Here is a 22,945-nt window from a genome sequence, read left to right as displayed (position 1 = left end):
CCGGCGTAAGCGTTCTATTCTCAGATGTCATCTTTGGTTACCTTGGCCGTGATTGTATCATATTTTCTTTTTATAGTCTTTGCGGAATTGGGTATTGCATGCACACTTCGCATGAATCAAAGTTTATTCTTTCTTAACGAACGTGCTAAAAATAAAAAACAGTAGGTTTAATTTCAACCTTTATTTATTCTTACTTTTTATGCTATAATCTGCGCATGGAAAAAACGATTCTTATTGCTGGAAAAAATATGCCGGACGCAGGAAGCTTTACGGACGGAGTTGCTTTTTCTGGCAGAAATATAATAATAACAGGTCCGCAGACAGATGAAGTTCAGCCTGTAAAAAAACTTACAATTGCAGAACGCAAGGCAAATCAGGCAGCTTACGAAGAAGAAAAAAACCTTGAGGCAAAATCCGGAATCTGCACAATTGAATGGAACAAATCGTCTCCGCTTTCGGCACGCTCGCTTGTGCTTCAAACGCTCACAATATTCAACAGAATGGACGAAGCAGTTCTTTACTTTGACGAGGAATGGTTTGCTTCCAAGGCTGAAAAAATGGACAGCGAGGAAATTGCGCGTGGCTGCGATGAAATGATTGCAGGCTACCAGTATCTTGCGCTGGAAATACTTTCGACTTTTCAAAAAAGAGAAGCCTCAGAAGGCCCCGGAACACTTGTCTTCCTTTTAAAGGAAACTCCTTCAAGAATAGACGTGCTTCATTCCCCGGCATTAAAAGATGGACTTAGCGCAATTGCTTCCCCTTTGGTTTCAGCAGGAAAAGCCGCATTCGCTTCGTTTGCAGAAAACCTTGCGGCAGTTTGCAACGATTCAATTTTTGTAAATATTGTTTTAATCCGCGGAGATAATTCAATGGAAGGATTCCGGCGCGATGACGAAACTGGCAGATGGCTATGCACATATTTAAACTCAATGGACGCTTCAAAATCAGGCAAAAAAGCTCAGTGGGTAAAACCGGGAGCAAAGCCTTCAAGCGGATTCAAATTCTTTAAAAGGTAAGCATATTAATAGATGGAACTTGATTTTTTAACAGAAAGCATTATAAAAGTTGTCGCAGGCGCTGTGTGCGGCGGACTCCTTGGACTTGAGCGCAAAAGCCATAATCAGGTAATCGGAATGAGAACTTTGATTCTAATCTGCGTTTCTTCAACATTGCTTTCGATTCTTTCTGTTTATATGGCAAAGGCGGAAGGCTTTATTGCAGCTGCAAAAGGAGATCCCACAAGAATTGCGGCAGGAGTTGTAAGCGGAATCGGTTTTCTTGGCGGTGGAGCAATAATGAAGCAAGGACTGAACATAAAAGGCCTTACTTCCGCGGCGATAATCTGGACTGCATCAGCATTCGGGCTTGCAATCGGAGCAGGACTTTACATTCAAGTGGGAATCGCACTTGCAATGGTTCTGTTTCTTCTTATGCGTCTTGAAAAGCTTGAAACAAAATGGTTTCCGGCTGAAAAAACAAAAAGCCTTCATTTATGCTTTGAAAACGACTCTTTGGACATGGAAAAACTGCGCAAGACAATAACTGCGCACGGATTGATTGTGGCAGACATGAACATGAGCCGCATTATAAAAACAAAGCAGATAATTCTGCACTACCTTGTAAAGTCGCCCACAGAATATGATTTTTCCGAGCTGATAAAATCTCTTGAAGAACTTGGAAATTTAAGTGAATTTTCAATAACAGACTGAAGGAATACTTCCTAAGAGGCTGAGGAATACTTCCTAAGGTCCTGAGCGATACTTCCTAAGGTCCTGAGCGATACTTCCTAAGAGCCTTAGGAATACTTACTCAGGCAGTTAGGAAGTATTCCTTCAATAATCGTTGAAATTGCATAAGATTAACTATAAAATAAAATCAGATAAGTCAATCCTAAAACTGAAGTTTTAATCTTGACTTTTTATGGGAGACAAAATGCTTAACATAAACAATAACACATCAAACATAAAGCGCGAAATCCTTGTTAGAATCGCAAAGCTTCAACTCCAGGGCAAACTGGAAGAAGGCGTGCATTTTATTCCGCGAGAAATGGCTCCCAGAGACAAACCGCCGCTAAGATGCTGCATTTTCCATGACCGTGAAATTCTGCGCATGAGAGTTCTTGCCCGCATGGGAATTTCAGTTGAAAACATCGACGAGGAAGCGACTCTCGGCTCTTTTGCAAAACAGGCTTTGGAACGCGAAAAACCAACCTGGCCAATGCTTACTGTTCTTGACGAAGCTTGCAACGGCTGTGTAAAAGCGCATTATATGGTTACAAATGCCTGCCAAGGGTGCTACGCGCGCCCCTGCATGGTGAACTGCCCGCGCAAGGCAATCACCGTAGACAGAAGGGCGACTATAGACGAAAAACTCTGCATCAACTGCGGAAAATGCATGGAAAACTGCCCTTACCATTCAATTATAAAAATTCCAGTTCCTTGTGAAGAAGCCTGCCCAGTTGGAGCAATTTCAAAAGACGAAAAAGGACACGAAAAAATCGACTACCACAAATGCATTTTCTGCGGAAACTGTATGCGAGAATGTCCGTTCGGCGCGATGATGGACAAAAGCCAGCTTGTAGATGTAATAAAGCACATAATGAACTGCAAGAAAGTTGTTGCCCTTTACGCGCCTTCAATTGCATCCCAGTTCAAGGTTACGCCAGGTCAACTTGAATCTTCTTTGATTGCGGCGGGATTCAACCGTGTATGGGAAGTTGCAATCGGAGCTGACATCTGCGCCGACAACGAAGCCCGTGAATTTGAAGAGCGCATGGCACGCGGAGACAAAATGATGACAACTTCATGCTGTTCCGCTTACGTCCGCGCAGTTCACAAACACGTTCCGGCTCTTATTCCATGCGTTTCTGAAACAAGAAGCCCAATGCACTATACTGCTGAAATCGCAAAAAAAGCTGACCCGGACTGCATAACGGTATTTATTGGTCCCTGCCTTGCCAAAAAACGCGAAGGCTTTGACGATGACCTTGTTGACTATGTAATTACTGTTGAAGAAATTGCGGCCTTGTTTGAAGCGCGTGAAATAAATGTTGCAGAAATGGACAAGCGTCACGAAACAATAATTCCTACAGCCAGCGGAAGAAACTTTGCGCGTTCAGGCGGCGTAATGGAAGCTGTCGCTCTACGTTTAAAAGACAAATCCATTCTGCGCCCCGCAAAAATCAACGGACTTAGCAAAGCCGGAATGAAAGTCTTAAATGCTTATGGCCTTATAAATTCGGGAAAAATTCCTGCAAAACCAGATACTCCGAACCTTATTGAAGTAATGTCATGCGAAGGCGGATGCATAGCAGGACCTTCTGTAATCACAACTGTAAAGCAGGCCGAACTTCAGCTAGAAAAATACGTGCAGGACGGCTCCGCAAATACAATAGACGGGCAATAAAAATAACCCCAAATATGGAGAATATTTTATGAATAAAGTAGAAATAAAAATAGGAAATATTAAGAGAATTGTTAATATTATTTCTCGAAATTCAAAAAAATCAATCTCTGAAAATGATTCAGAAATGGACAAAAGGGCTGCTTATGCGGTAAAAACTGCAATAAAAAAAGCAAAGATTTGCAAAAAACCTGTGGCAAAATATGATGCCGCTCAAAAAAAAGCTTACATCGAATATGCAAATGGAACAAAAAAATATCTTTAATAAAAAAACTATGGTTCTTATTTTTGCGGGACCGAATGGCTCCGGTAAAAGCACAATTACAGAATTCTTTGAAACTATAGGAACTTATACAAATGCAGACGACATTGTAGCTGCAACTGGAATTTCCAACATAAAAGCTGCTCAGCAAGTCGATGAAAAACGATATTTATCTATAAATAAAAAAGAGGATTTTACATTTTGAAACAGTTTTATCATCTAATTATAAAATAGATATTTTAAAGAAAGCTAGAGATTCTGGCTATTTTATAAAATGTATATTTGTCCTTACCATAGATCCTATGATAAATATTGCGCGAGTAGAAGCTAGAGTTGCAAATGGCGGACACAATGTAGATTCAGAAACAATAAAAAAACGATATTACAAATCTTTAGCCAATATAAAAGAATTAATAAAACTCTGTGACATTTTACATGTATATGACAATTCAACAGACAAACCAGTCCGTATAATACGAAAGCACAAAAATCAATTTTCCATTTTTCCAAATAAACTTTGGACAAAAGAAAAAATTTTTGCTTTATTAGAAGCAGAATAACCCATAAATTCCGCCGAACCAGTTGACAGTACCCCCCCCCGTGGTATTATGCCTCGAAACTATTTTATCGGAGGCATTATCCATGAAAAAGGCTGTAAAATTATTTTTTGCTTTGGCGGCAATCTCTTTGGCTCTCTGCTCCTGTTCAGATTCTGGAAGCAGCGGAAGCGATGGCGACAGTGGAACTGAAAACCGTGTTCTTGATTTGAGAATTCAAAACGGCGGAGTTGCCCGCTGGATTGAAAATTCCGCATCTGGAACTTACGAGGCAAAAACAGACCTTGTAGAAGTAACCGCAGAATCTGACGGAATGCACTTTACAATTAAAAACCCTGCAACCGCATTAGAAGACGAAAATTACAAAGAAGGCTGTAACTGGATTGGAGTTTACCGCTTGGAAACTATCGGCGGTGAAGAAATCCAAACAACATTAGCAGTTGTAGACAAATCACCTTTTGAGCCTGGATACTGGAATAATGGAACTTGGATAAACCAAGAACCAGCCAAAGAAATAAATTTTATCTATCCATTATGCGAAGCCGGTGAACAGTATAAATTCAAAGTTCAGATTGAACCTTTAAAAAAAGAAGGTGAAAGCCTTGTACGTGAAAATGGTTATTTTCATTATCTTACATTAACTGCAAAGGGCGGAATCGGCGACATTGACTATTCAAACCTTAAAAACGGCGAATGGGCATTTGCATCTTACAGCGACAACAAAGCAACTGTCTGGACTGAAAATGTAATTCCTCCGCAAGACAGCGTTGTAAAAAATGTAGGAACTTATATCGACATTTTCTATGGCAACAAAGAATGGATAAGCGGAGAAACTGACTGGTACTGTCTCTATGAAAATCCCGATACTGTTGAAAAAAATGTTTCATTTGAATTGAAAAATGATTTTGGTCTTCAATCAATACAAAGTCTTTCAAGCACATTCTTTGCACAGTACGCTTTTACTTTTGAAGTTCCTGACTGCCCGCAAGTATCACAGTGGCGCACAGTAACACTTGAAAGCGACCTTGTTTCTATAAAGTAAATTCTTGTCATCTTCGGGCTTGACCCGAAGATCTCCTGCAACAGATTTCTAACCGAGTTTGCTACTCAAACATCGCAAATCAAGTGCGGGAATGACAGTAAAAAAAGGCTTCCGTATTCCGGGAGCCTTTTTTTCATTATGACACTTTTGCATTTTATGTCTAACACTTCACTAAAAATCAGATTTGTGCTAAAATTGTAAAACTATTCAAAAAATTCAGTGTGTGTAAGGATTACAAGATGAACAAGATTCTAGAAAAACGGCAGCTTTCAGAAACCGTTTACTACATGAAGTTTGAAGCCGCGGACATTGCAAAAAACCGCAAGGCAGGACAGTTCCTGATTGTTCAATATGACGATGAAATGGGAGAAAGGATTCCGCTTACAATCGCAGATGCAAACGCAGAAGAAGGCTGGGTTGCAATTGTTTTTCAGGCAGTTGGAGCAGGCACAATGAAAATAGCGCGCCTTAATCCGGGCGACTATCTTGCGGCGGTTCTTGGTCCTTTGGGAACTCCGTCTAAAATAGAAAAATACAACGCTCCGGTTCTCTGTGTTGGCGGCGGAATTGGAACAGCTCCTCTTTATCCAATCGTTCAGGCTTTAAAGGCAGCCGGAAACAAAGTAATTGTTGTAATCTGCGCCCGCACAAAAGACCTTCTGATTTTTGTTGATGAAATGAAAGCGATTGCGGATGAAGTTATAATTATGACTGACGACGGAAGCGCAGGACGCCAAGGAGTTTCCACAGTTCCAGTCGAAGAGCTTTGCCAGTCGCAGACTCCTCCAGCAGAAGTAATTGCAATCGGTCCTCCAATAATGATGAAATTCGTATGCGCCGCAACTGCAAAATACAATGTAAAAACTACAGTTTCGCTCAACACAATTATGATTGACGGAACTGGAATGTGCGGTGGCTGCCGTGTAAGCGTAGGCGGAAAAATAAAATTCGTTTGTGTTGACGGACCTGATTTTGATGGTCATCAGGTGGACTGGGCAAATATGATGACGCGCATGAAAAGCTTTAAAGATGAAGAAGAAAAGCACAAGTGCAGACTCGGAATGTAAACTGGACGGAGAAAAATATGAGCGAACACAAAACAATAGAGCAGCTAAACGAAATTGCTGCAAATGAATACAACAAAATAAAAGGAAAAACTCTTACAAACAAAGACCGCATGGCGATTCCGCAGATGGAAATGCCTTCAGGAGAACCTTTGGTGCGCGCAAGGCAGATGACAGAAGTTGCGCTTGGCTACACAGCGGAACAGGCAATTGTTGAAGCAAACCGCTGTCTTCAGTGCAAGAACCAGCCTTGTGTTTCAGGCTGCCCTGTAAATGTTCAGATTCCAAAATTTATTGAGCAGGTTGCAAAGGGCGAATTCAAAGCGGCTGTTGACATTATAAAAGAAACAAATCTTCTTCCTGCAATCTGCGGACGCGTATGTCCTCAGGAAAAACAGTGCCAAGGACAATGTACAGTCGGAAAAGTTTACAAGAACGCAGAAAAATCAGTTAGCATAGGACGCCTTGAACGCTTTGTAGCTGACTGGGAACGCACAAACAACCTTGTAACTTCCCCGGCAATCGCTCCTTCAACAGGAAAAAAAGTCGCAGTTGTAGGCTCAGGACCTGCAGGATTAACAGTTGCAGCAGACTGCCGGCGCGCAGGACACGATGTTACAGTTTTTGAAGCATTCCACAAAGCTGGCGGTGTAATGGTCTATGGAATTCCAGAATTCCGTTTGCCAAAGTCAATTGTTCAGAATGAAGTTGAAAATCTAAAAAGAATGGGCGTAAAATTTGAAATGAGCACTCTTGTTGGACGCACAATGACAGTTCAGCAGATTCTCACTGAAAAAGGATTCGATGCCGCATTTATAGGAACTGGAGCCGGTCTTCCAAAATTCTTCGGAATTCCTGGCGAAAACTACATCGGTGTATTCAGCGCAAATGAATATCTTACACGCGCAAACTTGATGAAGGCTTACGACACAGAACACGCCGACACCCCTTATTACCATGCAAAAACTGTTGTTGTCTGCGGAGGCGGAAACGTCGCAATGGATGCGGCAAGAATGGCATTAAGGCTTGGAGCAGAAAAAGTCTACGTTGTTTATCGCCGTTCCCGTGTTGAAATGCCAGCGCGTCGTGAAGAAGTTGACCATGCGGAAGAAGAAGGCGTAATCTTCAAATTCCTTGAAAATCCAGTTGAAATTCTTGGAAGCAGCGAAACAGGAAAAGTAACAGGAATAAAAGCCTTGTCCTATGAGCTTGGAGAACCGGATGAAAAAGGAAGACGCCGTCCAGTTGAAATAAAAGGAAGCGAACATGAAATTCCTTGCGACGCTGTGATTGTTGCGCTCGGAAACAATTCAAATCCGCTTATTCCTGCGACAACTCCAGAAATCAACGTGGACGACCGCGGACACATCACGGTTGACGAAAGCCAGGAAACAAGCATGACAAAAGTGTGGGCAGGAGGAGACATTGTTCTAGGAGCCGCCACAGTTATTCTTGCAATGGGCGAAGGAAGAAAAGCCGCCGCAAGCATAAACGAATATCTTGCAAAGTAAAAATTAATGGGAGATGTTCCAAAAGTATCTTTTTGTCATTTTCGGGCTTGTCCCGGAAATCTAACTATTAGAGATTGCTAACCGAGTTTGCTATGCAAACATCGCAGTATCAAGCATGACAATGACATTTTGAATTTATTGGACAGCCATGACATTAGATTGACTTGTCATTGCCGTGCTCGACACGGCAATCTTTATTTTTTCCAGCTTGAAATAAAAAGTCCGCAGATTGTCATCGCCGCGCCGCAAATTCCCATCAGGCTAAGTTTTTCCCCAAGAAATATAAATGCAAAAATAACTGTAACAACTGGAATCATGTAAAGCCCGGCAGAAACTTTCACTGTTCCTAAAATTTTGCAGGATTTATTCCACAAAGCAAAGCATCCAGCCGAAGCTATAATTCCAAGGAAAAGCAAATTTCCCCAGTTTGCAAAACTTGAAAACCTTTTTATGTTAAAAGCCAAATCAGTGTTAATAAAAACAGAAGAAGCTTTTTCTGCCCCAGTTCCAGCCAATGCAAGCGGAATCATAAAAACCAGCGCAAAGAAAAAAATCCTGCGCGTGCTGCAAACAATGTCGTATTTCATGGAATTTATTTTTGAAACAAAAAGCGAATAAAATCCCCAGCAAATTCCAGCAAGAAGAGCAAGCAAGTCACCCTTGGGACTAAAATGAAATTCCGCATTTCCGTTAAAGCTCACAAGGGAAACTCCCGAAATTGCAAGCACAAATCCCGCAACAAAGTTTTTCGTGATGCATTTTTCCTTCAAGAAAATCCGCGCGACAATCGCCGTAAACATAGGACAAATAGAAACTATAATGCTTACATTTGAAGCTGTTGTAAAAGAAATCGCAATGTTTTCAAAAAACTGATAAAGCGTAACGCCGGTAAGTCCCGCCAGCGCAAATGAAATATTTTCCTTTTTACTTTTTAAAACAAGCTTTTTAGGACGCATAGCCCAAAGTCCAATATACGCCGCTAAAAAACGGACAACCAGAATTTCAAATGCAGAAAAATCATTTAAAAGCGATTTTGTAGAAACAAAAGTTATTCCCCATATAAAAACCGAAACGCAAGCCAAAAAAATTCCAAACGCCGAAGCCGCACTTATTTTTTTCATGCGCTGATTATATCGAATTTTCTAGCTGAATAAAATAACTTTTATGTGGGAAAAATTGCAATTTTTGAGCTTTCAATATATAATCATTAAATAGAAAATTATTAAGAGCGGGACGTTTTATGCTAGAACTGAATGTAAACACAAAATCACCTGCGGCAATAACTGCTGCCCTAAAAAAAATAAAGGAAATGATTTCCACTGGAACTGTCGCAAAAGACACAGCAATTCATCTGATTCTTGAGCCGGGTTCTTACAGAGAAACAGTGCGGTACAATCTTTCAAATCCGCTGGCAATAGAAAGTGTTCCTGGAACAAAAACTGAAGACTGCGTAATTCTTGCCGACAACTGCGAGGCTTACAATAAAGGCCAGCAAAACAGAGCTGTTTTTTCTTTTGGACCAAACGCGACAAATGTTTCTCTTAAAAATTTTACAATTTCAAACACGCACGTAAAAACTTCCGAGGAACTTTATTCCGCAGCGGATTCTGCTGAAGCTCTTGCCTGGAACAACACAACCGGAACATTGTTTTGCGAAGGAATCAAACTTGAAGGACACCAGAACACGCTTTTTGTAAAAGGATTCAGCTGGTTTTTGAATTCAAGCATTTCAGGCGATGTTGACTTTATTTACGGAGAGCCAGATACCTGCCTTTTTGAAAACTGCGCAATTGAAGTAGTTGCAGACAACAGAGGCGACTTTGACGGATTCGCAATCAACAGCCATGCAATAGCCGAAAAAAACGGATTTGTATTTACAAATTGCCGCTTCCTTGGAGAAAAAAGAAAAAAGAATTTAGTGTATGCCTGCAGAACAGATGGAGCTGGAAGCTCAGAAAGCAAAAAAGACTGGGACAGCATCGCATTTGTAAACTGCATTTTTTCCGACACGTATGCGCCGGAACTTTTGTGGGACGACGACATGAGCCTTGAAGTTTATCCGCGTGGAAATGCAAAATGCGGAATCAGGGAGTACAATTCAAAAATAGCTTTGAAAGGCGGAAAAGTTGCAGAAGCCGACACGAGCAAAAGAAACATAAAATCTTACACGCTTACAGAAGATGATTATTTCAACGGATACGCAAGCCGCTATCTGATTCTGCATGACACTCCGTTCGCCGAGCTTTTATCCAAGGAATAATATAACAGTATGAAAATAGTTACTTTTGGGGAACTTCTTCTTCGCTTGCAGCCGGAAGGTTACTACAGATTTGTTCAAGTAGACAAAATGACTTCAACGTTTGGCGGAGCTGAGGCAAATGTCGCGGTTTCACTTGCAAACTTTGGCGAAGATTCTTTTTTTGTTACAAAGCTTCCTTCCCACGAAATAGGACAAAGCGCAGTCAACAGCCTTAGAAGATTCGGTGTAAGAACTGAATATATTGTGCGCGGCGGAAACAGAGTCGGAATATATTTTAATGAACGGGGAGCAAGCCAGCGTCCGTCAAAATGCATTTATGACAGAGCAGGTTCGGCAATCGCATTAAGCCAAAAATCAGATTTTGACTGGAACAAAATTCTTGAAGGAGCAGACTGGTTTCATTTTACAGGCGTAACTCCAGCTCTTGGCGGAGAACTTCCTGAAATCTGCATCGAAGCCTGCAAAGCTGCAAACACAAAGGGAATTCCTGTAAGCTGCGACCTGAACTACAGAAGCAAACTTTGGTCAAAACAGCAAGCAAAAGAAACAATGGAAAAAATAGCTCCATACATTGACATCTGCATTTCAAATGAAGAAGACGCAATGGATGTTTTTGGAATAAGCGCGGACAACACAGATATTGAAAATGGAAAACTTAGCAAAGAAGGCTATAAAAATGTAGCCCGCAAGCTTTCAGAAAAATATGGATTCAAAAAAGTCGCAATAACTCTGCGCTCTTCTATAAACGCAAGCAGAAATAAATGGGCGGCTCTTTTTTACGATGGAACTGATTATTTTTTTAGCCACGAATATGACATTGCTATTGTGGACAGACTTGGCGGCGGAGACAGTTTTTGCGCAGGGCTTATTTATTCTATTTTAAGAAATGAAAACGGACAGCGGACTGTTGAATTTGCAAGCGCGGCTTCGTGCTTAAAGCATTCAATTGAAGGGGACTTCAATATGGTCTCCGTGGAAGAAGTTGAACGTCTTGCCCACGGAGATTCAAGCGGAAGAATCCAGCGTTAAGCCATCTGCATTGCCTGTGCAAAACTTACCGGGAAAACTCTCATGTAAGGTTTTAGCACATTAAAAACTTTTTCAAATCCCAAGTTTTCAAAGGCTTCTTTTGTTACATTTATAAATGTGCAGCCAGTTTCTTTTGCAAGGGATTCAAGACGACTATTTACATCTGATGCATTTTTTCCAGAGGCAACTACAGATACGATATAAGTTTTTGAATTTTTACAGTTACGGTGCAAGTTCAGCAAAAGCCATTCGTATTTGTTTATAAATTCATCTGCATTGAAATTTTCAGATGCGCACTCTTCTTCTCCAAAGTTAACAAAAACTTTCGCAGGATTCAATTCATAAACTCCGCTATCGAGAAGCTTAAACGAATCAACTAGCTTAAGTCCCTGCACGCTTCTGTCGTAGATTTTTCCGCCCATTTCCTCATTGTTTGCAAGCTCATTTATATTCATTCTTGAAAAATAAGTTGAGCCAAAAAATACAACGCCGCCGCTTTTTCCCATTTCATTCAGTGTCTTAAAATCATCAATTTTTTCTACTACGTTAATCATGCCGCTACCTTCCTATACAAAGCAAATTTTTTATCGTACTTTTTGTTTATAAAATAAACCGGAATATTTATGCTTACGATTGCAAGATTCAAAACATAAACCGCCAAAACATAGTTGAAACTTCCAAGAATTATTTTTGCGGAAATTCCTGCAATGTAACCTACGATAATCAAAAGTATAAAACGCAAGCTCATGTTCTTTGCTGTCTTCGACTTTATATTTTTCACAACTGAAATCGGCCATGAAAGTCCAAAACAAACAAGCATCGCTGTTTCCAAAATCTCTGGCATATCAAACCTCCAAACTGAGAAAAAGATAGCAAATTTTTTTTATAATTACTAATATATTGTTTTTATTAAATTAATAAGTTATACTTATGAATAAAAAATGGAACTGAATCAAATAAAATACTTCTTAGAAGTTGCAAAAAATGAACACGTTACAAAAAGCGCGGAAAATCTTCATGTAGCTCAGCCTGCGCTCACACAGTCAATTCATAAGCTGGAAGAAGAATTGGAAATTCCTTTGTTCAAGCATGACGGAAGAAACATAAAGCTTACAACTTACGGATTGTGGCTGTATAAAAAACTTATGCCAATAATAAAAGAAATAGATGAAATTCCTGAGCAGCTAAAGACAATGGCAAACCTTGAAGACTCGACAATACATTTAAATATTCTGGCGGCTTCCACACTTATAACAAATGCGATTATCGAATACAAAAAAACAAACAAAAAGATTCACATTCAACTGAATCAAAACGACCAGACAGATCTTTACGATATTTGCGTTACAACAAAACTTTTTTACCAGCAGAATGAAAATGAAAAGGACAGCGTTTTTGTTTGCTCTGAAAAAATTTTTCTTGCAGTTCCAAACATTCCGCGCTTTTCCAATTTAAAATCGATTTCACTTGAAGAAGTAAAAAACGAAAATTTTATCGCGCTGTCCGGCTCAAAGCATTTGCGAACAATTTGCGATAAATACTGCCACGAAGCAGGAATCCATCCGAATATTATTTTTGAAAGCGATAATATTTCAGCTGTAAAAAATACAATCGGAGCAAACTTAGGAATCGGATTCTGGCCGCAATATTCCTGGGGAAAACTTGACACAAAAAAAGTCTTGCTCCTTGAAATAAGCGATCCTGTGTGCAGCCGCGACATTTTAATTTCCTACAAAAAAAATAAACTAGACTGCTCGCAAGTTGAAAAGTTTTACAAGTTCTTAACAGAATATGTATCTTCAAAAGAAAAAGCTAGCCTTGAACAGCTCTCTTGACCGCAGTAATATTTTTTTGTTAACCTATAAATACAAATGGGTAACAAAAATCTTTCAACAAAATATGTAGTCTTAAAAATTCTGCGGGAAGCAAAGCTTCCTGTTTCCGGGGAAGAAGCCGCAAAGCTCGCTGGTATTTCCAGAGTTTCAGTTTGGAAAGCGATTCAATCATTGCAACTTTCCGGCTACGGAATTTCTTCAACTCGCGCAGGATATTTTCTTGAAAAAGATTTAAAGGACAGTTTGTTTCCTTGGGAATTCGGCGCAGAAGAAGAGCTTTTCTTTCATTTTCCGGAAACTGAATCCACGATGACAGAAGCAAGAAAAATTGCGCAGGAAAATTCTTTCAGCAAGAAAATGGAAATCATAACCGCGGACAAGCAGACAAAAGGGCAGGGGCATTCAAGCCACAAATGGACAACAACAAAAGGAAGTCTCGCCTGCACACTAATTACAAGAAGCGGAATCGCCGTGTCCTATTCACACCGCGCAACAATGGCAGCACAAATTGCAATCGTAAAAACTTTAACTAAAATGACAGGAAAAAAATTCTACGCAAGGTGGCCGAACGACATCTGGAGCGAAAACGGAAAAGTCGGCGGTATTCTTGATGAGCTTTCTGCAACCGGCGGAAAATGCAACTGGCTAAACATAGGAATCGGAATAAATTTAACTTCGTGCCCAAAAATTCCAAACACAGACTGCGCAGTAAAATCAGATGCAAAGTTTTCACGCAAGGAATTTCTTTCTGCATTTTTAAAAGAGTTTAAATCCGCGGAAGAAGAATTGCAGCAAGAAAATTCTTCTCTCGTTTGTGAATGGAACAAGCTTTGCTTTGACAACGGAAAAAAAATTCGCCTTGAATCCGACAAAAACATTTACACATTCAAAGGAATAAACGCATTTGGCTTTGCATTGCTAGAATCAAAAAATCAAAAACGCATTTTAATTCCCGGTCAAGATACTTTTATAAAGTAAAAATTTATTTTTCTGAACCAAGAACAAAAGAGATAAATATTGAAAAACTATGCCTTGACTACAAGCATATATTTAGTTAACCTAATAAAAAACTTGGGTAACGAAAAAAAGGTAAATTATGGAATCACAAAAATCAGGAACAAACATTATTCTTACGGCTTTATTTGCAGCTCTTATTTCCGCCTCATGCTTTATACAAATTCCATTGCCGGTTGGCATTCCAATTATCATCCAAGACATGATGTGTATGCTTTCCGGGATGCTGCTCGGTCCTGTTTACGGAGCTTTGTCCGTTGTAATTTTTTTAATTCTCGGAAGCTTGGGACTGCCTGTTTTTTCCGGCAAGGGTGGAATCCAGCATTTGATTTCAGGACCAACCGGCGGATTTCTTTTTTCCTATGCAATCGGAGCTTTTGCAGGCGGACTGATTCTTGCGATTTTCCTTTCAAATAAAAAAGAACACTCAAAAATAAAATCGTTGATTGTTATATCGCTTGCGGCAATTGCTGCGACTGTAATTATTTTTGCAGGCGGAATTCTTGGATTCATGCACGTAACACAAAGCGGACTTGAAACAACTTTGACAACAGTTTTGATTCCGTTTATTCCGGGCAACATCATAAAAATAATTTTAATGGTTCCACTCACTTACAAATTCCGCCCGGTAATTTTCCGCTACACACATTCATAAAAAATGAAAGCTCTCGAAATAAAAAACGTTTCAAAAATATTTCCAGACAAAACAAAAGCGCTTGAAAATATTTCATTTTCAATTGAACAGGGAGAATTCTGTGTAATCGCAGGCTCAAACGGTTCAGGGAAAAGCGTTCTAATGTCGCTGATTGCAGGACTTGACGAGCCGACTATCGGAACAATTGACTTATTTGGAAATTCCGCAGGGCTTGTTTTTCAAGATGCCGATTCGCAGATTTTAGGCGAAACTCCAGAAGAAGATGTTTCATTCGGCGCAAAAAATTACGGACTGAAAAAAGTTGAACTCAAGCAATGCGTTGAATCTTCGCTTGAGCAAGTTAGACTTCTCCACAAAAAAAATGCCTATGCAAGAAGTTTATCTGGCGGAGAAAAACGGAGGCTTGCAGTTGCAGGAATTCTTGCAATCAACAGAAGCGTTATAATTTTTGATGAGCCGTTTGCAAACTTAGACTGGCCTGGCGTAAAGCAAGTCTGCATAATTCTAAAAAAATTAAAAGAAGAAAAGAAAACAATTATCGTGCTGACTCACGAGCTTGAAAAAATTCTTGCGCTTGCAGATCGATTCATTGTTTTAGATAAAGGAAAAATTAGATTTAACGGTTCACCGCAGGACGGCTTGTCGCAAAATCTTGAGCAGTGGAGCATAAAAAATCCAATCGCGCAATATTCAAGTCTAAAGGATTTATTATGGCTTTAAGTTTGTTCGCTTATCGAAAAGGAAATTCCGTTTTGCACAAAATTCCTTCAATTGCAAAACTTTCATTTCTTTTTGTGCTGTGCATTTTTACTTACAGCGGCGGAATGTCTATTTCTTGGGATGAACTTTTTTCTTGGAAGATTGTTATAAAAATTTCCGGGTGCTTTTTTGCAAGCCTAACGCTTTTTTTTCTTTCCGGCGCAAAATGGAATTCTATAAGACAGTTGAAATTTGTTTTTGTAATCGGCGGATTTGTAACTTTGGTAAAACTGATTCACATTCCGTTCTGGCTGGATAAAGATTCGCTTGCCTACGGAATTTTGTATACAGTCAGATTTTTTATAACATCGCTTGCAGCCCAAGTTATTTTTGAAACAACTTCACCGTTGCAAATACAAAACGCGCTAGAAGTTATTCAAGAAGGAATTTCAAAAATAATTCCGCCTGTAAAAAAATGGAATCCTGCGCTCACAATTTCGCTTGCAATAAATTTCATTCCAGAAATTTTTGAAACTTGGAACAAAGTGGAGCTTGCGGTAAAAGCGCGGACACAGAAAAATTCAAAATGGAAAACAGAAATTTTAATACAAAAATTTTCAACATTTTTTTCCTGTCTTCTTTACAATGCGGAAACAAAAAGAATGGCAGTTTTAAACAGGAGCAAAATTTCAAATGAATAATTTTTTACAAGAATTGGAAAGCGCAATTATAAACGAAAATCACAAAGTTACAAAAGAAGAAGCCGTTCAACTTTACCAAATAGAACAAGCATCTGAACTTTTTGAAGCGGCAGACAGAATCAGAAAAAATTGCTGCACAAACTCAAGCAGCGTCTGTTCCATTATAAATGCAAAGATGGGCAAATGCGGAGAAAACTGCAAATATTGCGCCCAGTCCGTACACTGGAAAACTTCATGCCAAGCAACTCCAGTCATTCAGCCACAAGAATCAATAAAAATCTGCGAGCGTGCATTGGAAAATCACGTTTCAAGAATTTCACTTGTAACTTCGGGGCGCGGACTTTCAGGAAAAGATTTTGAAACCGCAATAGAAAATTTCCAGGCGATAAAAGAAAAACTCAAAGACAAAATCAAACTTTGCGCTTCGCTTGGAATTCTTTCTTTTGAGCAAATGCAGAAACTGAAGCTTGCCGGAGTTGAACGCTACCACCACAACATTGAAACCGGAAAAAATTATTTTGCAAACATCTGCACAACGCATTCTTACAACGACAGAATTCAGACAATTTTAAATGCAAAAAAAGCAGGACTTGAAATTTGCAGCGGCGGAATAATCGGACTGGGAGAATCAAGGGAAGACAGAATCGATCTTGCGCTTGAACTTCGAGAGCTTAAAGTTCAGTCTGTTCCAATAAATATTTTAACTCCGATAAAAGGAACTCCGCTTGAAAACGCTGAAAAAATTTCGCAGGAAGAAGCGTTAAGAACAATTTCAGTTTTCAGATTTATAATGCCAAGCCAGACAATACGATGCGCCGCCGGAAGAAAAAGCTTGGGCAACAACGGAGAAGATGCATTTTTAGCAGGAGCAAACGCGCTCATTTCCGGAGATTTTTTAACAACGCCCGGCTCAACCAATGACGAAGATATTTCAATGCTGAAAAAACTCGGCTACAAAATCGAAAGTTAAAAAGTTGTCATTGCCGTGCTACAACACGGAAATTTGTGTGTAGCAAAAAAAGATTCCCGTATCAAGGTACGGGAATAACATTTTAAACTTGTTGGACAACTCTATAACATTTAGAACTTATTGAATATCAATTAACTTCAGTGTGGGAAAGTTAGCAGAAAAATCACTCAACTGAAAGAGTTCCCTTATGGAGAGCATCGCAATAAACGCATCGGTACTCTTTCTTTTCTCTGTTGACGAGTTTAAATTCCTGCGGAACATAGTGTTCTGTAATTGTAATGCAACGAGGGTTTTTACATTCAATCACATTTTCAATTTTTTCAGGAAGTTCCATTTTTATTTTTCTTGTTATCTTTGAATCCTGAATTACATTTACAGTTATGTTGGAATCTATAAAGCCAAGAACGCTGTAATCTATATTTATAATGTTGTCGATTTTTATTATGTCTTTCTTGCCTGTTTTTTTAGAAGAGGCATTCATAATCAATGCGGTGGAAAAACTCACTTTGTCCAAGCCAAGCCACTTGAAAACTTTCCAGCCAGTTCCAGCCTGAATATGGTCGATTACAAGTCCGTTTTTAATTTCAGCAATATTAATCATTAGAGCGCTCCTGTAAGTTTTGCAATAAGAGCCATGCGCGCAAACATTCCGTATTTCACTTGCTTAAAATAAGCAGCGCGCGGATCATCATCTACTTCCGGAGCAATTTCGTTTACACGTGGAAGAGGGTGAAGAACTATCATGTCCTGTTTTGCAAGTTTCATTTTTTCTTTGTTCAGAATATAACTGTCTTTAAGGCGGATATAATCCTGCTCGTTAAAAAATCTTTCTTTTTGAACACGAGTCATGTAAAGAATATCAAGCTCGCCAATAACATCTTCCAAACGTTCAGCAGTTTCAAATTCTATTCCGGCAGGCTTAAGCAAATCTTCTGTTATGTAAGAAGGAATTTTCAATTCTTCCGGGCTGATAAAAACAAATTTGTTATTCTTGTAGCGGCTCATTGCCTGAGTAAGAGAATGTACTGTTCTTCCGAATTTCAAATCTCCGCAAAAGCCAATCGTATGTCCTTCAAATCCGCCTTGAAGCGCACGGATTGTAACAAGGTCTGTAAGAGTTTGCGTTGGATGAGAATGTCCGCCGTCGCCCGCATTGATTACAGGAACAGGGCTGTATCTTGAAGCAAGCAATGCTGCGCCTTCTTTTGGAGAACGCATCGCAATAACATCAACATAGGAACTTACAACTCTTATTGTGTCTGCCAAAGTTTCGCCTTTTGTAGAAGAAGTGTAGCTCGCATCAGCAAAGCCTTCGACAGTTCCACCTAAATGAAGCATCGCAGCTTCAAAAGAAAGCCTAGTTCTTGTGCTCGGCTCAAAAAAAAGTGTCGCAAGAATTTTCCCGCGACACACATCCTGAAAAGAAGCTGGATCTACAATCATCTGTTCTGCCAAAGAACAAATTTCATCAATTTCACTGACGGTCAAATCCGCCGGTTCAATAAGATGTCTTCCTTTTAACATTCAAGCCCCCTGAAATTTTCGCTATCATATCACAAGGGGAAACTTTATGCAAATAGATTATACAGTCGTTGGCAAAACGTTTCTTATATCAAGCGAACCGTCTGAAAGCTGCGAGCTGTATTTTTTTCCGCCGTAACAAATAGTCAACTCCTTCATAAAGACAGTTCCTTGCTCAGTATAAAGCCGGGCATCTTCAAATTTTCCGTCGCGCCATTTTATGTCCGCAAGAATATTTCCTTTAAGGCAAACTTTTGTAAGAGAACCGCTTTGCCATTCAGATGGTAAATTAGAAAGCAAAGAAATTTCCACACGGCCATTTTTAATTTTGCTTGAAATAATTGAATCCGCAGAATCCAAAAGAAAGCTGTCAAAAGTACTTGCTGTATTTTCCGCAGAACTTTCTTCTTCCGCGCATTTTATTTTCTGCATAATCGAACTGTACTTTATAAAAAGCTTTTCTGAATTTTTGAATCCAAGATATTTCATTGCCGCTAATGTGTTTTCAAAAAGTTCCTTTACAATTTTGTTTTCAGAAATATTTTCCAAAGCAATATATGCAACAGAACCGCTTCTTGTTTCGTATCCATTTGTAAAAGCAGGACTAAGCGAAAGGAATTTTTTGTCATCAACAGGAACAAGATATTCCGCAAAAAAATCGCAAGCTTTCTTAAAAAGATAAAAATGTCTCTTTAAAAATTTTCGGTCAAGAGAGTATTCATAGTAATCCAATGCGGCTTTTGCAATTGCACAGGCTCCAAGAGAGGAATACGAAGTTCTAAAATCAGTGCCACATGGAACAGTGTCGCCCCAAATATCAGTTGAATTGTGCACAACAAATCCCGGGCAACCGTACATTTTTTTTGCTGTTGCCTTTCCGCGCTTGTAAATTCTTTTTGCAAGTTTGAACAAAGGCAAATTTATTTTTTCAAGTCCAAGAATTCCCGAACTGTATCTGTAAAAACTTTTGTCCTGCAAACTGAAATTTCCTGCGGATTTTTTGTCTGTCCAAATTCCGTTTGCCACAGAAGGAAGAGATGCCTGTTCCTTGCAGCTAGAAATAAGCTTATATTTCGAATAAATCCATTCAAGGAATTTTGCGGATTTTTTATCTTGGCAAATTTCGTCAACTGATTTTCCGTCAGTTTCAAGGCCTTCCAAGGAAAGAATAGAACGCTGATTCCATGCAGAAAATTCCAAAGTCTGGTCACTCTTTAAATTTTCGTAGGAAGTGCCAGAAGCAAAGCAGACTTTCTTCAATGCAATGTCCGCGCACTTAGACGCAAAAACCATCGGATTTCTAAAATTGTTTCCGCCTTTTTTTCTAAAACGCATTTTTCTGTACGCACTTTCAACATCAATGTAAAGTGTAACATCATCGGCTTTTTCTACAATCAGATTGTCTCCATGAGTAAAAACTGTTCCGCCGCAAGCAACAGCAGTAACCATCGCCGCAAAAGGAATGTCAGAATCGCACAAAGCTACAATAGTGTCTTCTGTAAGATTATATTTCTTCGGAAAAGTTTCGCCTTCAATCTTGAGCCTAAGGAAAATGCTTTTTGGCATGGAAGCTGAAATATGATAAACCAAAACATCGGAAGAAGCAGAAGCAAAACATTCGCGCGTAAAAGTAACATAGCTTCCGTTAGTTCCGTTTGAAAGATCCGCTGTGCTTGGCGCGGAAGATTCAAGAGAAAAACTTGAAGAGCAAATTCCGCTGGAAAAATCAAGCTCGCGCCTGTAAGAATCGTATGAAGAAAAAGTTCCCTTGTCGCCAGAGTCCGGTCCTAAAAGCCCCTGATGCTCTGCGTCGTAAAAATCAATTGAAACAATTCCTGCGCTTTTATAAGAAGCCTGAGAACTTGGAGAGCCGGAAAAACATTCAAAGACTTGTTCCTGAGCTTCAAGCTCGCGTCCTTGATTAAGCAAAGCTCTTATTCCGTTTACAGAATCCTTTGCATTTTTATTATTTCTATCTGAATAGCGGCAAGACCATACAGATTCTTCATTTAAATATATTTTTTCGTGTCCTGTTCCGCCAAAAACAGTCGCTCCGATTCTTCCGTTTCCAACAGAAATTGCTTCGCCAAAATTTTCAGCAGGATTTTTATACCAAATAGATTTCATGCAAAAGATTCTAGCACAGTCATAGATAAATTTCTACATTGCATTTTCTTCAAAATTACAATAACCTAGACACATGAATTTTATTGACTTTGAAAACGTTTCTTTTTCATATCCGCCAGTTGAAGGCGACCTTGACGAAAACGGAAAACAAATTGTTCCTTCACCAGTTTTTGAAAATTTTTCAGGAGGATTTCCTGGAGCATTTACAAGCATAATCGGACCGAACGGCTGCGGAAAATCAACTTTTATGCTTCTTGCAAGCGGAAGGCTCATTCCTTCACAAGGAAAAGTAAAGCTTTTAGGGCAGGACATTGCAAGCCTTGATGAAGAAAAGCGCAACCTTCTGGCTTCTGTAATTTATCAGAACATGGAATTTGAAAGCAACGAGAAAGTTGAAAATCTGCTTTCTTTTGTTTATAAAAACGGGGAACTCAAGGCAAATGCAAAAGGAATTAAAACAGAAGATTTGTTCAGCGAAGTTGTGGACAAGTTCGAACTTTCTTCCGTTATGAATCATGGACTTACAGAAATCAGCAAAGGAGAAAACCAGCGTGTCCTTTTGGCATTCAGCCTGCTTTACGGAAGCACAGGAATTTTCATGGATGAGCCTCTTTTTGCAATGGAAGATCGCCAGAAGAATTCTGCCCTTAAATACCTGCGTGAATATTCTGAAGCAACAAAAACTCCAATGTTTATTTCCATGCACGAGCTTGACCTTTCACGCAAATACGCAGAAAAAGTCCTTTTGATTTATCCGAACAAAGATATGTCTTACGGAACTCCAGAAGAAGTTATGACAAACGACGATCTTGAAAAAGCCTACGGAATTCCTGCGGCAATGCTCAAGCATAATGAAGACATGACAAGGGAATTCCTTTCGCAGCAATCCGAAGCCATGTCTCCAAAGACAAAATAAAAGACTTAAATTTGCAGTTCTCCATTTTTGAGGACTGCAAATTCTGTTCCGTCCTCATACTTGATTATAATAGTAGGTTCTTTTACAACTCCGTCAAAGTGAATCAAAGAAGGAGCATCTCCGTCATAGTTTTCCCCGATTGCAAAGTGGCAGGTTCTAAAAGCCTTTTCGTCTTCAAGCATATTTCCGGTAATTCCAGCGGCAGGATTCAAGCCAACTCCAAGCTCTCCGATATTTCTTGCGTTTTTCGCATAAATTTCGCCTTGACCTTTTGGAAGCTTTCCTGAATTTTCCATAGAAACCGCATCTTTTTCTGCCTGCTGAATATCCTTCAAAAGCCTTTTTGCCTCTTCGCCTCCGCTAACTTCCGAAACAAAGCCCTTTTCAACTTTTACGCAAATCGGAGTTTTTAAAATTGAATCTCCGTCGCTAAATGTCATGCTTCCGTCAAAGACAATAGTTCCCTCGCAAGTCCCAACAACAGGACTTATAAAAGTTTCGCCAGCAGGAATGTTTCCGCCGCTTCCAGGCTTGCTAAAATCCCCGTCGTCAACCATGCCTTTGCGTCCTTTTAGTCCAACAACAATGTCCGTTCCGCCAGGAGATGTAACGTGAACAGAGACTGCATTTTCATATTTTTCGCAAAGTTTTTTGCAGCGTTCGCCAAGCAGCTTGTAGTCAATATTTACAGTTCTATTGAACATATCTTCTGTAAGTCCCGGAGTCCACACCGCGCGGATTGATTTCTTTTCAGAAAGCAGCCAGTCAAAAGTGTTGTCGTAAAGTTTTCCGTCTGCGGCTTTGTAAGGAGAAGCAATCGCCTTTTCATCTTTTCCAAGCTTTATTTCCGAAATTGAAAAAATTACATCCGGCTCAGATTTTATTGCGCCCACAACAGTTTCTTCTGCAAAATCCGCGGAAGTTTTTTTAGTCTGATAAATAAGCGTTGGCTTTGCGCCGGAATCAAGGGCAGCTGTAAATAAATTCTGCGCTATAACACTTGTTTCAGGATTCGCAATTACCAAAACCTTTTCGCCTTTTTTTATTTTGCAGACATCTTCTATCACGGTCTGCGCCGGAGTCTTTTCTTTTTTTCCAAACAAAGACATATTTTCCTCTTGTATTTTTAAAATTCCAAACGACAAAAATTATAGCGCAAACACAAACCAAATGCTATTGCGCGTAAGTTTTTATAATTTAACGTCATTATCCAGCTTGACCGGATAATCTAATATAATGTAAAAGATTCCCGTGTCAAGCACGAGAATGACAATTAAGAAACCGTTTTTACAGATGTGCTCTTGCAGCACTTTTTCAAAGTTGAAATTTTTCTTCCATGTTAATATAATGATTTGGTATTATTTTTATTTAGAGGCA

25 protein-coding genes are annotated in these 22,945 nt (G+C 39.5%); 18 read left to right on the top strand and 7 right to left on the bottom strand.

Features of this window, described 5'->3' with window-relative positions; translation table 11 throughout:
* The first annotated feature begins 215 nt into the window (after positions 1-215).
* The 9 genes from B3209_RS05500 (at position 216) to gltA (ending at position 7,841) form a co-directional block, all read left to right on the top strand.
* The gene (locus B3209_RS05500; RefSeq protein WP_295799183.1) at positions 216-1,019 is read left to right on the top strand and encodes a hypothetical protein; all 804 of its coding nucleotides are present in this window, start codon (positions 216-218) and stop codon (positions 1,017-1,019) included.
* 12 nt (positions 1,020-1,031) lie between these two features.
* Entirely contained in the window at positions 1,032-1,712 is a 681-nt protein-coding gene (locus tag B3209_RS05495; RefSeq protein ID WP_296663725.1) for an MgtC/SapB family protein, read from the top strand.
* A 223-nt stretch (positions 1,713-1,935) separates the two neighbouring features.
* Complete coding sequence (locus B3209_RS05490; protein ID WP_296663724.1) at positions 1,936-3,408, top strand: monomeric [FeFe] hydrogenase; 1,473 nt, start codon at positions 1,936-1,938, stop codon at positions 3,406-3,408.
* A 28-nt stretch (positions 3,409-3,436) separates the two neighbouring features.
* Complete coding sequence (locus tag B3209_RS05485; protein ID WP_296690128.1) at positions 3,437-3,670, top strand: hypothetical protein; 234 nt, start codon at positions 3,437-3,439, stop codon at positions 3,668-3,670.
* Positions 3,671-3,680: 10 nt separating this feature from the next.
* A complete protein-coding gene (locus tag B3209_RS05480) occupies positions 3,681-3,872 on the top strand; it encodes a hypothetical protein (protein WP_296690126.1) in 192 nt (63 codons plus the stop codon).
* 97 nt (positions 3,873-3,969) lie between these two features.
* Positions 3,970-4,227 carry a hypothetical protein gene (locus B3209_RS05475; protein WP_296663723.1) on the top strand — a complete coding sequence of 86 codons (258 nt, stop codon included), beginning with the start codon at positions 3,970-3,972 and terminating at the stop codon, positions 4,225-4,227.
* Between the two features lie 82 nt (positions 4,228-4,309).
* Complete coding sequence (locus B3209_RS05470; RefSeq protein ID WP_296690124.1) at positions 4,310-5,266, top strand: hypothetical protein; 957 nt, start codon at positions 4,310-4,312, stop codon at positions 5,264-5,266.
* A 239-nt stretch (positions 5,267-5,505) separates the two neighbouring features.
* Positions 5,506-6,333: a sulfide/dihydroorotate dehydrogenase-like FAD/NAD-binding protein gene (locus tag B3209_RS05465; RefSeq protein ID WP_296690123.1), complete on the top strand. Its 828-nt coding sequence runs from the start codon at positions 5,506-5,508 to the stop codon at positions 6,331-6,333.
* Between the two features lie 17 nt (positions 6,334-6,350).
* Positions 6,351-7,841: an NADPH-dependent glutamate synthase gene (gene gltA / locus B3209_RS05460; RefSeq protein WP_295799160.1), complete on the top strand. Its 1,491-nt coding sequence runs from the start codon at positions 6,351-6,353 to the stop codon at positions 7,839-7,841.
* A 194-nt stretch (positions 7,842-8,035) separates the two neighbouring features.
* Here the strand turns inward: gltA and B3209_RS05455 are convergent, their stop codons facing one another.
* Positions 8,036-8,962, bottom strand: coding sequence for a DMT family transporter (locus B3209_RS05455; RefSeq protein ID WP_296690121.1), 927 nt, complete (start codon positions 8,960-8,962; stop codon positions 8,036-8,038).
* A gap of 119 nt (positions 8,963-9,081) precedes the next feature.
* Between B3209_RS05455 and B3209_RS05450 the strand changes: the two genes are divergently transcribed.
* Both B3209_RS05450 and B3209_RS05445 read left to right on the top strand, forming a co-directional pair.
* Positions 9,082-10,101 carry a pectinesterase family protein gene (locus B3209_RS05450; protein WP_296663718.1) on the top strand — a complete coding sequence of 340 codons (1,020 nt, stop codon included), beginning with the start codon at positions 9,082-9,084 and terminating at the stop codon, positions 10,099-10,101.
* Between the two features lie 9 nt (positions 10,102-10,110).
* Positions 10,111-11,130 carry a sugar kinase gene (locus B3209_RS05445; RefSeq protein WP_296690118.1) on the top strand — a complete coding sequence of 340 codons (1,020 nt, stop codon included), beginning with the start codon at positions 10,111-10,113 and terminating at the stop codon, positions 11,128-11,130.
* Here B3209_RS05445 and B3209_RS05440 read toward each other — a convergent pair.
* Entirely contained in the window at positions 11,127-11,684 is a 558-nt protein-coding gene (locus B3209_RS05440; RefSeq protein ID WP_296663713.1) for a hypothetical protein, read from the bottom strand. The genes B3209_RS05445 and B3209_RS05440 overlap by 4 nt on opposite strands.
* A complete protein-coding gene (locus B3209_RS05435; RefSeq protein WP_296690116.1) occupies positions 11,681-11,974 on the bottom strand; it encodes a hypothetical protein in 294 nt (97 codons plus the stop codon). The genes B3209_RS05440 and B3209_RS05435 overlap by 4 nt, the downstream gene beginning before the upstream one ends.
* 97 nt (positions 11,975-12,071) lie before the next feature.
* Between B3209_RS05435 and B3209_RS05430 the strand changes: the two genes are divergently transcribed.
* The 6 genes from B3209_RS05430 to bioB all read left to right on the top strand — a co-directional run bounded on the left by B3209_RS05430 (position 12,072) and on the right by bioB (position 17,004).
* Entirely contained in the window at positions 12,072-12,965 is an 894-nt protein-coding gene (locus B3209_RS05430) for a LysR family transcriptional regulator (RefSeq protein ID WP_295797401.1), read from the top strand.
* Positions 12,966-13,001: 36 nt separating this feature from the next.
* Positions 13,002-13,943 carry a biotin--[acetyl-CoA-carboxylase] ligase gene (locus B3209_RS05425; protein ID WP_296690115.1) on the top strand — a complete coding sequence of 314 codons (942 nt, stop codon included), beginning with the start codon at positions 13,002-13,004 and terminating at the stop codon, positions 13,941-13,943.
* 118 nt (positions 13,944-14,061) lie between these two features.
* Positions 14,062-14,634, top strand: coding sequence for a biotin transporter BioY (locus B3209_RS05420; protein WP_296690112.1), 573 nt, complete (start codon positions 14,062-14,064; stop codon positions 14,632-14,634).
* Between the two features lie 3 nt (positions 14,635-14,637).
* Positions 14,638-15,354 carry an energy-coupling factor ABC transporter ATP-binding protein gene (locus tag B3209_RS05415; protein WP_296690109.1) on the top strand — a complete coding sequence of 239 codons (717 nt, stop codon included), beginning with the start codon at positions 14,638-14,640 and terminating at the stop codon, positions 15,352-15,354.
* The gene (locus B3209_RS05410; protein ID WP_296690107.1) at positions 15,345-16,034 is read left to right on the top strand and encodes an energy-coupling factor transporter transmembrane component T family protein; all 690 of its coding nucleotides are present in this window, start codon (positions 15,345-15,347) and stop codon (positions 16,032-16,034) included. Before B3209_RS05415 ends, B3209_RS05410 begins: the two co-directional genes overlap by 10 nt.
* Positions 16,027-17,004: a biotin synthase BioB gene (bioB, locus tag B3209_RS05405; protein WP_296690104.1), complete on the top strand. Its 978-nt coding sequence runs from the start codon at positions 16,027-16,029 to the stop codon at positions 17,002-17,004. The genes B3209_RS05410 and bioB overlap by 8 nt, the downstream gene beginning before the upstream one ends.
* A gap of 163 nt (positions 17,005-17,167) precedes the next feature.
* Here the strand turns inward: bioB and B3209_RS05400 are convergent, their stop codons facing one another.
* Genes B3209_RS05400 through B3209_RS05390 form a run of 3 tightly spaced genes read right to left on the bottom strand, consistent with a single transcriptional unit; the run spans position 17,168 to position 20,652 of the window.
* Positions 17,168-17,605, bottom strand: a complete 438-nt coding sequence (locus tag B3209_RS05400) for an aspartate carbamoyltransferase regulatory subunit (RefSeq protein ID WP_296010882.1) — start codon at positions 17,603-17,605, stop codon at positions 17,168-17,170.
* The gene (pyrB, locus tag B3209_RS05395; protein ID WP_296030011.1) at positions 17,605-18,528 is read right to left on the bottom strand and encodes an aspartate carbamoyltransferase; all 924 of its coding nucleotides are present in this window, start codon (positions 18,526-18,528) and stop codon (positions 17,605-17,607) included. Before pyrB ends, B3209_RS05400 begins: the two co-directional genes overlap by 1 nt.
* A 57-nt stretch (positions 18,529-18,585) precedes the next feature.
* On the bottom strand, positions 18,586-20,652 hold the full coding sequence (locus B3209_RS05390; protein WP_296663693.1) for a glycoside hydrolase family 95 protein: 2,067 nt from the start codon (positions 20,650-20,652) through the stop codon (positions 18,586-18,588).
* Between the two features lie 73 nt (positions 20,653-20,725).
* Between B3209_RS05390 and B3209_RS05385 the strand changes: the two genes are divergently transcribed.
* A complete protein-coding gene (locus B3209_RS05385; RefSeq protein ID WP_296663691.1) occupies positions 20,726-21,568 on the top strand; it encodes an ABC transporter ATP-binding protein in 843 nt (280 codons plus the stop codon).
* Between the two features lie 5 nt (positions 21,569-21,573).
* Here the strand turns inward: B3209_RS05385 and B3209_RS05380 are convergent, their stop codons facing one another.
* Positions 21,574-22,677, bottom strand: coding sequence for an aminopeptidase (locus tag B3209_RS05380; protein WP_296663689.1), 1,104 nt, complete (start codon positions 22,675-22,677; stop codon positions 21,574-21,576).
* Between the last annotated feature and the right edge of the window lie 268 nt (positions 22,678-22,945).

Origin of the sequence: Treponema sp. UBA6852, from assembly GCA_002449305.1 — a bacterium.
Lineage (GTDB): Bacteria > Spirochaetota > Spirochaetia > Treponematales > Treponemataceae > Treponema_D.
The sequence above is the reverse complement of the archived record's forward strand: the minus strand, read 5'-3'. Positions and strand labels throughout refer to the sequence as shown.